The following is a 13,570-nucleotide window of genomic DNA, read 5'->3' as shown; positions in this document are numbered from 1 at the left end:
CAGGGGGGCGCATCGATTCCAGCCCGGGATCAGTGAACGTTCTGCCCGCCTGCTCTCCAAGAGAGCATCGCGGCCCCAGAAGCTCCTGTCCCCCTGAATGCCCATTTTGCCTCGCGGGATGGGGGAGCCGTCAACGTGCGCGAAAGTCTGAGCGAACTCGTCAGCGAGAATTCACGGAATTGGGCGAACACCCTCGTCCGGCGCATCGGGGCGAAAGTTCCGCCCGTGGCGGCGCGTCGTGCGCGCAACGTCTTGCTGGTGCATCTGGACGGGGTGCCCAAGGCCCTTCTGGACGAGGCGATTGTCACGGGCCGGATGCCCTTCCTCGGACACCTGGTGCGCTCGGGCGCGTACCACCTGGAGAACGCCTTCTGGGGCGCACCCACTTCTACCCCGTTCTTCCAGGCGGGTTTGCTCTACGGGCTCCAGCATCCGAACCTGCCCGGTTACAGCTGGTACGACCGGGCGCTTGGCCGCAAGGTGCAGATGAACGTCCCGGGCGACGCGATGGCCATCGACGCGCGCCTGCGGGGCCACGGCCGTACGAGCCTGTTGGATGACGGCGGGCACACCTACTTCTCGCTCTTCCACGCGGGCGCCACCAACCGCATGTGCATGAGCACGCTGTCCAGCTTCAAGCTGATGGCGCGCTCGTTCGCGTACGAGATGCAGGGCCTGGGCGCGGCGCGCACCCGGGGCGCATGGGACTTCCTGCGCTCGTTCGGGATGGAGTCCTTCCATGCCGTGCGCGAGGTGCGTCAGTGGGCGCACTCCGTCAATGACTGGCGCCACGAGCAGGGCTTCCTCTTGAGCCGCATCCTCCTCCAGCGGTTGGGCTGGAGCTTCGCGTACACCAAGTCCCTGGTGGACATGGTGCGCGGCGTGCCGCTCATCTACCTCGTGTACGGCAACTTCGACGAGGTCGCCCACCGGCGCGGCCCGCGCTCCGAGCTGGCGATGCAGGAGCTACACCGTGTCGACGCGTCCCTGGCGGAGCTGTTCGCCGTGGCCCGCGCCGCGCCGGAGCCCTACGACGTCATCCTCCTGTCGGACCACGGCCACGTGGACAGCCTGCCCCTGGAGCAGCGCCAGGGCCGGCGTCTGGAGGCGGTGCTCTTCGAAGGCCCCACGCCGCCGTTGCGCGACGACGTGCGACGCGGCCTGCTGGATGGGCGCGAGGCGCCGACGCCGGACACGGCCGCGCGTGAGCCCTTCGTGCCCGTGGTGGTGGAGGCCGGCAACTTCGCGCACATCTACCTGAGCGGTCGTGCCGCGCCGCTGGAGGCGCGTGAGCTGCTGGCGCGGTATCCGGAGGTGCTCGCACGGGCCATGGACAATCCGGACATCGGCATGGTGGCGATGCGCCGGGGTTCGGAGGCGGTGGTGGTGATGGGCGGGGGCGTCTACGGCCCGGCGGACCTGGACCGCGCGCCCCTGTCATCCGAGTACAGCCGGCGCGCCGTGGCGGACTTCCTCCACGGCCTGCAGCACATGGAGACGGCGGGCGACTTGGTGCTCTTTGGCGAGGCCGTCCAGAAGGGCGGCACGGTGGGCTTCGCGTGGGAGTTCGGCTCGCACGGGGGCCTTACGAAGGTGGAGTCCGACAGCCTGGTGATGTGGCCCGCGAACGGGCCGGTGGACCTGTCTGGCCTGAGCCACTGCGCGCGGCTGCACGAGCGGCTGGCGGAGGCCTACCTGGACACGGGCTCGCCGCGAATCCTGCATTGAAACCCGAAGGGAGGACCATGCGGCTTCCCAACGCCGGTGGACGCACGTGGCTCAAGGTGCTGGGCGCCGTGGTGGGGCTCGTTCTGTCCGTGCTCCTGCTGTCCACGGCCTTCTTCAAGTGGAACCTGAGCGGGGGAGGGGACCTGCTGATTCCCCGCTTCCCGCTGCGCCAGTTCGTCGCGGACCTGCCCGGGCACCTGGTGTGGCTGGTGCCCTTCATGCTGCTCCAGGCGTCGCTCGTGCCGCTGCGGGCGGTGCAGTGGCAGGCCACGCTGCGCAAGCCCATCCCTTTCAAGGAGCGCTACCACCTGGTGGGCATTGGCGTCTTCGTGCACAACGCGCTGCCGGGTAAGCTGGGAGAGGTGACGCGGGCCTTCCTGCTCGCGCGCACGCAGCACGTGCCCTTCATCCGGGGCCTGGGCTCCGTGGGCGTGTGCAAGCTGATGGAGTTCGCCTGCCTGATGCTGCTGGTGGCCTTGTCCTTCCTGGGCCCCTTCGGCATGACGATGGCCCACTTCCAGGGGCAGTTGAAGGTGGCCATCTCGCTGTGCATCGGGCTGGTCGCGCTGGTGGTGTTGCTGGCCCACTGGGCGGCGCCCCTGGGTCGCTGGCTGCACAAGCGTCACAGCCTGCCGCGCGTGGAGAGCTTCTTCGCTCACGTGGGCGAGGGCCTGGGCACCGCGCGCTCGTTCAAGGGCATGGCGAAGGTGTTCTTCTTCTCCATCTTCCCGGTGTCCGCCTCCGCGCTGGCGTATGGCCTCGCGCTGCACGGCATCGGCATCCCCGGCGGTCTCTTCGCGGGCGCGGTGGTGCTGGGCGCCATCTCCCTGGGACAGGCGCTGCCGGGCGTCCCGGCGGGCATGGGCATCTACTACTTCGTGACGAGCTGGGCGGCGCGCTCCCTGGGGGCCAGTCCGGAAGCGGCGGCGGCCTTCGCCACGCTCACCCACCTGGGCACCGTGCTCAGCCAGGTGTCCGTGGGCGCGCTGTCCGTGCACCACAGCAAGCTGCGCATCCGCGACCTGCGCAAAGGGGGCCGGCTGGCCAACGCCGCGGCGCACCATGTGGCGCATGAGGCCGTGGAACCCGCGCCGCCCTGATCCGCGCGAAGGCCTGCTGCCGGAAAACAAAAAGGGCCCCGACTTGTGGTCGGGGCCCTTCTTTACTTCATGCCCGGGAGAGGACTCGAACCTCCATGCCCTTGCAGGCGCTAGACCCTGAATCTAGTGTGTCTACCAATTCCACCACCCGGGCGGGTTGGCGCGGCGTTGCGACGGGGCAGACGTATAAAGAACCTCTTCTGCCCGGTCAAGCCCCGTTTTTGGCCTACTTCTTCAGGGGCCATTTCCCTTCGGATTCGAGCTTCCGGCGGATGGCCGGGTTCTCATCCATGAAGGCGACGAGGGACTCCTCGGTGATCTCCACCGTGACGTCCTCTTGGGCAACTTCCGTCTGGCAGGACAGGCGGGAATAGGGCCGCACGTCGAAGCCCATGTCCAGGCGGTCCATCTCGTCGTCCCGCTGCTCGCTCAGCGAGTCGAAGCCCTTGCGGATCCACACATGGCAGGTGGAGCACCCGCACACGCCGCCGCAACTGTGGCCCACCTGGGCCTCGCCCTTCTCCGCGGCGTCCAGCAGGGTGGTGCCCGGGGGCACGTCCACGGCGACCTCCGCCAGGGGGCTCTTGAAGGTGACCTTGGGCACGGTCAGTACTCCTCCACGGAATGGCCGGACACCACCTGGGTGATGGCGCGGTTCATGACCCGTTCGATGAAGGCCCGGGACGCCTCGTCCAGCGCGTGCAGGGCCTCCTTCACGGCCAGGTAGTCCTTGCCCTTCGCCGTCTCGCGCACGCGGGTCATGGCGGCCTGGATGGCCTCCGGCTCGCCGGCCTCCAGCAGGGCCGCGTTCTCGCGCAGCTGGCGGTCGGCCTCGGTGAGGACGCGCTCGGCTTCCACCTGCTGCTCGCGCACCTGGCGGGCCTGGATGTCGTCTTCGGCGTAGTCGATGGAGTCGAGCAGCATCTGCTCGATCTCCTCATCCGACAGGCCGTGGCTGGGCTTCACGGTGATGGTCTGCGCGACGCCGGTGCTCTGCTCCTTCGCGGTGACGGACAGGATGCCGTCCGCGTCCACCTGGAAGCGCACCTCCACCCGGGCCAGGCCCGCCGCCAGGGGCGGGATGCCGGAGAGCGTGAAGCGCGCGAGGCTGCGGTTGTCCTGCACCAGTTCCCGCTCGCCCTGCACCACGTGCACGTCCAGGCCCGTCTGGCCGTCCTTGAACGTGGTGAACACCTGCGCCGCCGCGGTGGGGATGGTGGAGTTGCGTTGGATCAGCTTCTCCGCGATGCCGCCCATCGTCTCCAGGCCCAGGGACAGGGGCAGCACGTCCAGCAGCAGCACCTCGTCCTGGCGGTTGCCGTCGGTGAGGAGGCTCGCCTGCACCGCCGCGCCCAGCGCCACGACCTGATCCGGATCGATGTCGCCCAAAGGCTCGCGGCCGAACAATTCCGCGACGAAGCGGCGCACCGCCGGCACGCGCGTGGAGCCGCCCACCAGGATGACGCCGTCCAGCTCCCCGGCCACCACGCCCGCGTCCTTCAGGGCCCGGCGGCACACCATGCCTGTCTTCTGCACGAGCGACTGGATCCATGCCTCGAAGTCCGCGCGGGTGACGGGCTGCGAGTGCCCGCCCACGGTGAGCGTCACTTCGCCTGCGTCCGTCAGCGCTTCCTTCGCCCTGCGCGCCGCCGCCATCGTCTCCGCGACCTGCGATGGGGTGGGGGAGGAGGCGCCCATCGCCTGGAGCACGCGCTCCGCGATGGCGCGGTCGAAGTCGTCGCCACCCAGGGCCGAATCGCCGCCGGTGGACTTCACCTCGAAGACGCCGTCCTCCAGCTTGAGGATGGAGATGTCGAAGGTGCCGCCGCCCAGATCATAGACGGCGAACATGCCCTGGCTGCCCTTGTCCAGGCCGTAGGCCAGGGCCGCCGCGGTGGGCTCGTTGAGCAGCCGCAGCACCTCCAGGCCCGCGAGCTTCCCCGCGTCCCGGGTGGCCTGCCGCTGGGCGTCGTCGAAGTAGGCGGGCACGGTGATGACGGCCTGCTCCACCTTGCCGGAGAAGTGCGCCTCCGCGCGGCGCTTCAGGGCGCGGAGGATTTCGCCGGAGACTTCAATGGGCGTCACCGGCTGGCCGCCGGCCACGTCGAAGCGCACCACCTGCGAGCCGGGAACGAAGCGGTAGGCCCCCAGCTTGCGTGTCTCCGCGTCATCCGGGCCCCGGCCCATGAAGCGCTTCACCGACACGATGGTGTCCGTGGGGGCGCCGGCCGCGAGCAGCCGCGCACGCGCGCCCACCACCACGCCGCCGTCCTTGCCGTAGTGCACCACGGAGGGCAGCAGGAGCGAATCCCCGTCGTCCACCGGGACGCAGCGGGGCTTGCCCTGGGACACGGACGCCACCAGCGAGTGGGTGGTCCCCAGGTCGATGCCCACCACGTGCCCCTTGGGCTTCAGCGGGTCGTGGATCTGCATAAAGCCGTTGTTGCTCACGCGAGCACCTCCTCCTCGAACGCGTCCACCTGCTCGAGGAAGCGCGTGAAGTAGCGCACCCGCCCCAGCGCGTGCGATGCCTTTCTAATCCCGTCCTGTGAATCGCCCGCTCCCTCCAGTGACTGGAGCGCGGACACGGCCTCCGCGAGCGCCGCCTGCTTCCTCGCCGCGACGTCCTTCGCCATGGCCTGGGCCTTGGGCAGGTCCTTCGCCGCGATGGTGTCGTCCAGGTCCTCGCGCAGGGTCATGACCTCCTCCAGGAACGCGAGGGGCATGTCCTTCTGGGCACCGGCGTCCTCGCGGTCCAGGTCGATGCCGTGGAGCTTGAGCAGGTAGAAGGCGCGGCGGACCGGGTCCTTGAGCGTCTTGTACGCCTCGTTGAGGGCGGTGGTGCCCTCCAGGGCCTGGAGCCGCTCGCGGGCATTGCCCTGGGCGACGCGGTCCGGATGCAGTTGGAGCGACAGCTCCCGGAACTGCTTCTCCAGGGCCGGCACGTCCACGGCGTGGGAGCGGGGCAGCCCGAACACGTCGAAGTGGGTCCTCACGGTGGGGGAATCCTCATGGGGGGCGAAACGAAAAAGGGGCCCGGCACCGGGCCGGACCCCTGGTACCCGCTCCCTGACCGACGGGGCGGGCGGGTGGACCGCGCGTCACGTCAGACGGAGAAGCTCTCTCCGCAGCCGCAGGCGGCCTTCACGTTCGGGTTGTTCAACTTGAAGCCGGAGGCCATCAGCGTCTGCTCGAACACCAGCTCCGTGCCGATGAGGTACAGGTAGCTCTTCGGATCCACGAAGACGCGCACGCCGTCCTTCTCGAACACCTTGTCGCGCTCGCGGGACTTCTCCGACCACTCCATGGAGTACTGGAGGCCGGAGCAGCCACCGCCCTTCACGGCGATTCTCAGCCCTGCTTCCGGCGTCTGGCGCTCCTCCAGCAGCACCTTGAGGCGCTCCACCGCGCTGTCCGCCAGGCCAATGCCCTTGGGCGCCGGCTTGGGGGGCGTCTGAGGGGCCTGGGTCGTCTGGGCCTGCTCGTTCATGGGGTCGTCCTCGCTTCCTGAAAGGTGCAGCGTGCGTCGAGAGCCGCCAACTACGACTGCCGCGCCGCGCGCTTCTTCTTGAAGTCCTCGATGGCCGCCTTGATGGCGTCCTCGGCCAGCACGGAGCAGTGGATCTTCACGGGGGGCAGCGCCAGCTCCCGCGCCACGTCCTTGTTGGAGATGGTCATCGCCTGGTCGACCGTCTTGCCCTTCACCCACTCGGTGACGAGCGAGCTGGACGCGATGGCGGAGCCGCAGCCGAAGGTCTTGAAGCGCGCGTCCTCGATGACGCCCGAATCGCTGATCTTCAACTGGAGGCGCATCACGTCGCCGCAGGCGGGGGCGCCCACGAGGCCGGTGCCCACGTTCGGGTCGTTCTTGTCGAGCGTCCCCACGTTGCGGGGGTTCTCGTAGTGCTCGATGACCTTCTCGCTGTAAGCCATGCGTAACGCTCCTTCACACAACGCTTGAACTGATGCGCCAGGGGGGCAACCGATGCGCTGCCGGGCGGGCGGGGGCTCCCGTGCCCGGTTGGAATCCGTGTCGGTGGAAAAACCTGCGCGGCTAGTGCGCCGTCCACTCGATGCTCTTCAGGTCGATGCCTTCCTTGGCCATCTCGTACAGGGGGCTCATGTCTCGCAACTTGCGGACTTTGTCCACCACGAGGCGGATGACGAAGTCCACCTCCTCCTCGGTGTTGAAGCGGCCCAGGCCGAAGCGGATGGAGCTGTGGGCCATGTCCTCCTCCACGCCCAGGGCGCGCAGCACGTAGGAGGGCTCCAGGGAGGCGGAGGTGCACGCGGACCCGGACGACACCGCGACATCCTTGATGGACATCATCAGGGCCTCTCCTTCCACGTAGGAGAAGGAGATGTTGAGGCTGCCCGGCATGCGGTGCTCCAGGCTGCCATTCACCACCGTCAAGTCCAACTGCTCCATGATGCCGGTGCGCAGCCGCTCGCGCAGGCGGAACAGGCGCGCGGCTTCCGCCGGCAGGTCCTGCTTCGCCACTTCCGCCGCCGCGCCGAAGCCGACGATGGAGGCCACGTTGAGCGTGCCGCTGCGCATGCCGCGCTCGTGCCCGCCGCCGTCCACCATGGGGGCGATGCGCACGCGCGGCTTGCGGCGCACGTACAGCGCGCCCACGCCCTTGGGGCCGTACATCTTGTGGGCGCTGATGGACGCCAGGTCCACGTTCATCGCCTCCACGTCGAAGGGCACCTTGCCCACGCCCTGCACCGCGTCGCAGTGGAAGAGGACGCCCTTCTCACGGCACAGCTTGCCAATCTCCGCCACCGGCTGGATGACGCCGATCTCGTTGTTGGCGAACATGATGGAGACGAGCACCGTCTTGGGCGTGATGGCCGCGGCCAGCTTCTCCAGGCTGATGCGCCCGTCGCGCTCCACGTCCAGGTAGGTGACGCGCGCGCCGCCCGTCGGCATCTCCGCCCACTTCTGGTACGTCGCGTCCGACTCCAGGTCGAACTTCACCGCGAGCTCCGCCACGTCCTCGGGCTGCACGTCGCGCTCGGCGAGCTGGCCCAGGCGCAGCAGCTTGAGCTCGTCCAGCCGCTCCTGCCGCACGCGCTCCAGGCGCTTGCAGGTGTCCAGGATGGCCTTGTGCTCGGTCTTCAGGGTGATGATGTGGTCGCCCTTGGACTTGTAGAACTCGATGACGCCCTTGATGGCCAGGTTGTCGGACTCGGTGGCGCCGGAGGTGAAGACGATCTCCTTCTCCGACGCGCCGATGAGCTCCGCAACCTGCCGGCGCGCCTTCTCCACCGCTGCCTCGGCCTTCCAGCCGAAGGCGTGATTGCGGCTGGCCGCGTTGCCGAAGTCTTCACGGAGGTAGGGCAACATCACTTCCAGCACCCGCGGGTCGAGCGGGGTGGTGGCGTGGTTGTCCATGTAGATGGGCAGGTTCAGCATGGCTTCCTCGGAAGAAAAGATGCGGGAGGGTGTGACTTCCCCTCCGCTCCCCGGCGACGCGGTGGGTCCGCGCGCAGCGGCAGGGTCTACATCGGCCCACACGAATGTGGACCGAACTGGTCAATTATAAAATCGACCCCCCTCGGGTCAAGGGAACATAAGGCGAGGTCCCTCCTTCGGTGACGCGCCGGGCCGGGAAGGCGTCAGGCACCGCGCCGTGGCGGTGCAACGCTTGTCCAGAGTGGATCACTCCGGGTGCACCGTCCTGGCACGTTCCGCGCCGAAATGGTGCCCCGTCAGGTCGCAAGTGCCCGTTTCAAGGCATCGCGGGGGATGGCCGGGCGCCTGCACTGGAAGGCGCCCGGAGGATGCACACATGAGCGCCAACGCGAAGTCGCAGGCCCGGGGCAACGGACAGGACGTGGGAGGGGAGGCGGCAGGTCGGCCGGCCCTGGTCCGGCTGGAAGGCGGCCTGGAGCGTTCCCGCTACACGGACGGGTGGCGGGCGGGCAAGCCAGCGGAGGACCCGGACAAGGTGAAGGGCTGGGGGCTCATCACCGCGCGGCCCAGCGAGTTCCTCATCCACATGCGCCGGGGCCGGGTGCGCGAGGTGAGTGGCCAGGGCGCGAGCTGCTTCAAGCTGCCCGGGGACTCGGTGGCCATCGTGCCTACGAGCATCCAGCGGTTGCAGTTCACCGCGGATCAGGTGACGAGCGAGAAGGTGGGCGTGGCGGTGACGGGGCTCGCGGTGTACCGCATCGCGGATCCGCTGGTGGCCTTCCGGATGCTCAACTTCAGCTATCCGGAGCGGGCGCAGGAGAAGCTGGCGGAGCTGCTGCGGGAGATGTTCGTGGGCGCGGCGCGGCGGCTCGTCGCGAACCTCACCGTGGAGGAGTGCCTCACGCGGCGCAAGGAGGGCATCGCGGAGGAGCTGATGCGCGAAATCGCCCCCGTGCTCTCCGGACAGGGCCGGCTGGAGGACCGCACCGACATGGGCTGGGGCGTGCTCCTGGACACGATTGAGATCCAGGACGTGCGCGTGCTGTCCGCGTCCGTCTTCGAGCACATGCAGGCCCGCTTCCGCCGCGAACAGGAGCGCCAGGCGCGTGAGGCGGAGCTCACGAAGGAGCGCTTCGTGCGGCGCGAGGAGACGGAGGGCGAGCGCGTGCTCAACCTCCAGAAGCTCGCTGCCCGGGAAGAGGTGCGCCAGCGCACGCAGGCCACCGAGGAGCAGGCGCGTCTGGAGCAACTGGCGGTGGAGGCGCGCGTCGCCGGCACGCGGCTCGCGCAGGAGCGGCAGGCGCAGCAGGAGCAGACGGCGGTGGAGCGCGAGGTGGCGCTCGCGAAGCTGGCCGCGCAGGAGGAGGTGCGCACGCAGACGCAGGCCGCGGAGGAACAGGCCCGGCTGGAGGCCCTGGCCGCCGAGGCCCGGCTCGCGGAGGCGCAACTCAACAGTGAGCGGCAGCTCGCGTTCAACCGCGCGCAGGGAGAGCTGGAGCAGCTGCGGCTGGCGCAGGAGGCGGAGGTCGCGAAGGCTCAGGTGGAGCTGGAGCGCCTGCGTCGGCAACAGGAGGCGGAGGCCGCGCGCCATGAAATCCAACTGGCGGAGGCGCGGCAGGAGGCCGAGCAACTGGCCGCCCGGCTCCACGTGTTGCTGGCGAAGCAGTCCATCGCGGAGGCGGAGGTCGGCATCACGGAGCTGGAGCTGCGGCGCACCCGGGCGCAGCAGGGCCTGGAGCTGGAGCGGGCGAAGGCGATGCGGGAGATTGAGAACACGGTGAGCCAGGAGGTCATCCAGATGACGCTGGCGCGGCAGCTTCCCCAGGTGGCGGCGGCCTTCCAGCAGAAGATGGGCGAGGTGCACGTGACGGCGGTGGATGGGGCGAATCCCTTTGGCTACATCGCCGCCGCGGTGGAGGGGGTGATGGGGCTGGCGCGATCGGCGGGGCTGAAGGTGCCGGTGCCCCCGCATGCGATGCCGGTGGAGTAGCCGCCCCGCCGGGCTCCGCATATAGAAGGGAGCCTCCCGGGTCCGGGACGAGCGGGGAGCCAGGCACGCATGGACTTCAAGAAGCTGACGGTGGCGGCGGTGGTGGCGGGTGTGGCGGTGGCCGTGGTGCCCTGGCTGCTGCCCACCGGGCCCACCACGGGGCTGGACGCGGCCCAATTCCTGGAGTCGGGAAGCCTGGCCTGGGGTGCGCTGGTGGTGTTCGCCGGCGGCCTGCTCACCGCGCTGACGCCGTGCGTGTACCCGCTCATCCCCATCACGGTGTCGGTGTTCGGCGCGAGGAAGGCGGAAGGGCGCGGCCGTTCGCTGGCGCTGACCTCGTCGTACATCGTGGGCATGGGCGTGGTGTTCAGCGCGCTGGGCATCCTGGCGGCGAAGACGGGGCAGGCCTTCGGCTCCATGCTGGGTAGCCCCCTGGTGGTGACGGGGCTGGCGGTGTTCCTGCTGGTGCTGGCGACGTCGATGTTCGGCGCGTTCGAGCTGGCGCTGCCGTCGTCGCTCCAGTCGAAGCTGACGAGCGTGGGCGGCGCGGGCATCGCGGGTGCGTTCCTGATGGGCAGCGTGTCCGGGTTCCTGGCGGCGCCGTGCACGGGGCCGGTGCTCACGGGCCTCTTGGCCTTCGTGGCGAAGTCCGCGAACACGACGCTGGGCGCGACGCTGCTGTTCATCTACGCGCTGGGCATTGGCGTGCCGTTCTTCCTCATCGGCGTGTTCACGGTGCGGCTGCCGCGCGGTGGCGTGTGGATGGAGTGGGTGAAGAGCGTGCTGGGCATCATGCTGGTGGCGCTCGCGTTCTCGTACCTGAAGGACGCCTTCCCCTGGGCGCGCGACACGGTGAAGATGCTGGGTGCGCAGGTGGGGCAGTTGCCGGGCGCGGCCATCGCCGCGGTGCTGGCGACGGTGGGTGTGCTGGTGGGCGCGGTGCACCGCTCGTTCAAGGAAGGCGCGCGCGACTTCGGCTTCAAGGCGCTGGGCGTGGTGCTGGTGGTCGGCGCGCTGGTGGTGCGCGGCGGCGCGCTGGACGCGCGGCCCACGGGGGAGCTGTGGGTGCGCATGGGTCTCGCGACGCCTCCGAAGGCTCCGTCCTGGCAGTGGCACCACGTGATGCCGCCCAAGCAGACCCCGTTTGATCCGCTCCAGTTCGAACAGGTGCTCGCGACCGCGAAGGCGGAGGGGCGGCCGGTGCTCATCGACTTCTTCGCGGACTGGTGCGCGGCCTGCAAGGAGCTGGACCGGGAGACCTATCCGTCGAGCATGGTCATCACCCAGGCGGAGTCCGGGCGCTTCCTCACCATCAAGATCGACGCGACGAACACCGAGGACCTCCTGGACGCGCTGATGGAGAAGCTGGGCGTGGAGGGGCTGCCGACGGTGGCGTTCGTGCATCCGGATGGCACGGTGATGACGAGTCCGCGTGTCACGGGCTTCCTGCCTCCAGCGCCCTTCACGGCGGAGATGCGCAAGGTCGTCGTGCAGTAGGACTTCCACCGGGAGCGCGGAAAGGGAACACCCCTTCCGCGCCCTCGGGGAAACCGTCAGCCCTGCCAGCGCTGGAGTGAGCCTTCCAGGTACTTCTCGCGGCACGCGCGGCGCTGGATCTTGCCGCTGGAGGTCTTGAGGATTTCATCCGACTGCAGCAGCACGAAGTCGTGCAGCTCCACGGAGTGCGCGGCGGCCACGGACTGCTGCAACTTGCGGGTGACCTGCTTCAGGTCCAGGGCTCCTTCGCCTCCTGCGGGCGGAGCGTAGCGGCGGTCCACCTCCATCAGCACCACGAGCTTCTCCTCGTTGTCGCGCTCGACGGAGAACGCCGCGCAGCTTCCCACCCGGAAGGCCGGGTGTTGGGACTCGACCGTCTGCTCGATGTCGTGGGGATAGTGGTTGCGACCGTCGATGATGATCATGTCCTTGAGGCGCCCGGTGACGAACAGCTCTCCGTCGAGCAGGAAGCCCAGGTCGCCCGTGCGCAGGAAAGGGCCTTCATCACTGCCCGTGATGCGAGCGCCAAAGGTCTGCGTTTCCGTCTCCGCGCGGCCCCAGTAGCCCTGGGTGATGTGGGGACCCGCGACCCAGATTTCTCCCACCTCGCCGTCCGCGCGCGCCTTGAACGTCTCCGGCTCCACGATGCGGATGAGCGAGTCTCCCCAGCTCCTTCCGCTGCTGACCACCGGCCGTGCGTTCGCCGTCCCGGGTTCGACCGTGACGACGCGGTGCTTCTCCAGCGCGCTCGCATCCACGGTGCGCTGGGTGAACCCCGTGTCAGGCGTCACGCCTGTGACGAAGAGCGTCGCCTCGGCCAGGCCGTAGCAGGGGTAGAGCGCCTGACGCTGGAAGCCCACCGGGGCGAAGGCCTCGGCGAAGCGGTTCAGCGTGTCCGCTCGCACGGGCTCCGCTCCGTTGAACGCGACCCTCCAGGAACTGAGGTCCAGGCCCTCCTGCTGTTCGGGCTTCACCTTCCGCACACAGAGCGCGTACGCGAAGTTGGGAGCTCCGCTGAGATTCGCGCGGTAGTGGCTGATGGCGCGCAGCCAGCGCGACGGCTTCTGAAGGAAGGACCACGGCGACATCAGCACCGCGCGCGAGCCGTTGTAGAGCGCCTGCATCACGGTCCCGATGAGACCCATGTCGTGGTAGAGCGGCAGCCAGCTCACGATGGTGGACTGCTCGTCCAGCGCCATGCCGCGCTGGATCATCGCCTGGTTCGACATCAGGTTGCGGTGCAGCACCATGACGCCCTTGGGCGTCGACGTGGAGCCGGACGTGTACTGGAGGAACGCCAGGTCATCCCCCTTCACGTTGGGCGCCTTCCACGTCTCCTCGATTCCCGCAGGCAATGCATCCGTCGCGATCCACTGGATGTCACCCAGCTGTGGGTACTCGCCCTGGAGGGCCCGCACGGTCTCCAGGATGGCGGCGGTCGTGAGCGCGAAGCGCGGCCGGGCATCCTGGAGGATGGAGAGGATGCGGGAGATGGACTGGAAATACTGCGGCGGATAGGCCGGCACGGCGATGACGTTCGCGTAGAGGCAGCCGTAGAACGCGCCCAGGTACTCCAGGCCCGGTGGGTAGAGCAGCAGCGCCCGCTCACCACCGGCCTTGTACGCCTGGAATTGGGCCGCGACCGCGCGCGATTGCCGGTCCAACTCCGCGTAGGTCCAGTTCTGCTCTGCGCCGTCCCCGTCCGGCAGGAAGGTGTAGGCGTACGACTCCGGATGGCGCTGGGTGCGCCAGCGCAGCAGGTCGGTCAGGGTCTCAACAGGGGCATTGGCTGGCAGCATGGTGTTCGGGCTCCGATGATTCGAAGGGATTGAGGAA

The 13,570-nt window shown here is 69.0% G+C and carries 11 protein-coding genes and 1 tRNA gene; 4 read left to right on the top strand and 8 right to left on the bottom strand.

The features are described 5' to 3' along the window. Positions 1-135 precede the first annotated feature (135 nt). Positions 136-1,728, top strand: coding sequence for an alkaline phosphatase family protein (locus tag OV208_RS31585; RefSeq protein ID WP_267577649.1), 1,593 nt, complete (start codon positions 136-138; stop codon positions 1,726-1,728). A gap of 17 nt (positions 1,729-1,745) precedes the next feature. Beyond that, the gene (locus tag OV208_RS31580; RefSeq protein WP_267577648.1) at positions 1,746-2,828 is read left to right on the top strand and encodes a lysylphosphatidylglycerol synthase transmembrane domain-containing protein; all 1,083 of its coding nucleotides are present in this window, start codon (positions 1,746-1,748) and stop codon (positions 2,826-2,828) included. Positions 2,829-2,898: 70 nt separating this feature from the next. Here OV208_RS31580 and OV208_RS31575 read toward each other — a convergent pair. The 7 genes from OV208_RS31575 to OV208_RS31545 form a co-directional block, all read right to left on the bottom strand. Then, positions 2,899-2,982 (bottom strand) — tRNA-Leu (locus OV208_RS31575). A 72-nt stretch (positions 2,983-3,054) separates the two neighbouring features. Next, the gene (locus OV208_RS31570) at positions 3,055-3,432 is read right to left on the bottom strand and encodes a 2Fe-2S iron-sulfur cluster-binding protein (RefSeq protein ID WP_267577647.1); all 378 of its coding nucleotides are present in this window, start codon (positions 3,430-3,432) and stop codon (positions 3,055-3,057) included. Between the two features lie 2 nt (positions 3,433-3,434). Next, entirely contained in the window at positions 3,435-5,279 is a 1,845-nt protein-coding gene (gene hscA / locus OV208_RS31565; RefSeq protein ID WP_267577646.1) for a Fe-S protein assembly chaperone HscA, read from the bottom strand. Further along, entirely contained in the window at positions 5,276-5,824 is a 549-nt protein-coding gene (gene hscB / locus OV208_RS31560; protein WP_120538870.1) for a Fe-S protein assembly co-chaperone HscB, read from the bottom strand. Before hscB ends, hscA begins: the two co-directional genes overlap by 4 nt. A gap of 110 nt (positions 5,825-5,934) precedes the next feature. Further along, positions 5,935-6,318 (bottom strand): HesB/IscA family protein, encoded by a 384-nt coding sequence (locus OV208_RS31555; protein ID WP_267577645.1) that lies wholly within the window; start codon positions 6,316-6,318, stop codon positions 5,935-5,937. Positions 6,319-6,368: 50 nt separating this feature from the next. After that, entirely contained in the window at positions 6,369-6,761 is a 393-nt protein-coding gene (iscU, locus tag OV208_RS31550; protein ID WP_120538869.1) for a Fe-S cluster assembly scaffold IscU, read from the bottom strand. A gap of 121 nt (positions 6,762-6,882) precedes the next feature. Continuing rightward, the gene (locus tag OV208_RS31545) at positions 6,883-8,244 is read right to left on the bottom strand and encodes an IscS subfamily cysteine desulfurase (RefSeq protein WP_267578049.1); all 1,362 of its coding nucleotides are present in this window, start codon (positions 8,242-8,244) and stop codon (positions 6,883-6,885) included. Between the two features lie 379 nt (positions 8,245-8,623). On the opposite strand from OV208_RS31545, the gene OV208_RS31540 reads away from it, so the two are divergent. Together OV208_RS31540 and OV208_RS31535 are read left to right on the top strand one after the other, a co-directional pair. Next, positions 8,624-10,237 (top strand): SPFH domain-containing protein, encoded by a 1,614-nt coding sequence (locus OV208_RS31540; RefSeq protein ID WP_267577644.1) that lies wholly within the window; start codon positions 8,624-8,626, stop codon positions 10,235-10,237. A 69-nt stretch (positions 10,238-10,306) separates the two neighbouring features. Next, on the top strand, positions 10,307-11,734 hold the full coding sequence (locus OV208_RS31535; protein WP_267577643.1) for a protein-disulfide reductase DsbD family protein: 1,428 nt from the start codon (positions 10,307-10,309) through the stop codon (positions 11,732-11,734). 56 nt (positions 11,735-11,790) lie between these two features. On the opposite strand, the gene OV208_RS31530 is transcribed toward OV208_RS31535, so the two are convergent. After that, positions 11,791-13,533 (bottom strand): fatty acyl-AMP ligase, encoded by a 1,743-nt coding sequence (locus OV208_RS31530; RefSeq protein ID WP_267577642.1) that lies wholly within the window; start codon positions 13,531-13,533, stop codon positions 11,791-11,793. Between the last annotated feature and the right edge of the window lie 37 nt (positions 13,534-13,570).

This window comes from Corallococcus sp. bb12-1 (assembly GCF_026626765.1).
GTDB classification, from domain to species: Bacteria; Myxococcota; Myxococcia; order Myxococcales; family Myxococcaceae; genus Corallococcus; species Corallococcus terminator.
Note: the sequence above shows the minus strand (reverse complement) of the source record. Positions and strands in the feature narration are given on the sequence as shown.

What these genes read in the sequence shown, in the direction of transcription:
- OV208_RS31580 (WP_267577648.1), top strand. Translation starts at nt 1,746, where the DNA reads ATGCGGCTTCCCAACGCCGGTGGACGCACGTGGCTCAAGGTGCTGGGC.
- OV208_RS31530 (WP_267577642.1), bottom strand. Translation starts at nt 13,533, where the DNA reads ATGCTGCCAGCCAATGCCCCTGTTGAGACCCTGACCGACCTGCTGCGC.
- OV208_RS31555 (WP_267577645.1), bottom strand. Translation starts at nt 6,318, where the DNA reads ATGAACGAGCAGGCCCAGACGACCCAGGCCCCTCAGACGCCCCCCAAG.
- OV208_RS31540 (WP_267577644.1), top strand. Translation starts at nt 8,624, where the DNA reads ATGAGCGCCAACGCGAAGTCGCAGGCCCGGGGCAACGGACAGGACGTG.
- OV208_RS31535 (WP_267577643.1), top strand. Translation starts at nt 10,307, where the DNA reads ATGGACTTCAAGAAGCTGACGGTGGCGGCGGTGGTGGCGGGTGTGGCG.
- iscU (WP_120538869.1), bottom strand. Translation starts at nt 6,761, where the DNA reads ATGGCTTACAGCGAGAAGGTCATCGAGCACTACGAGAACCCCCGCAAC.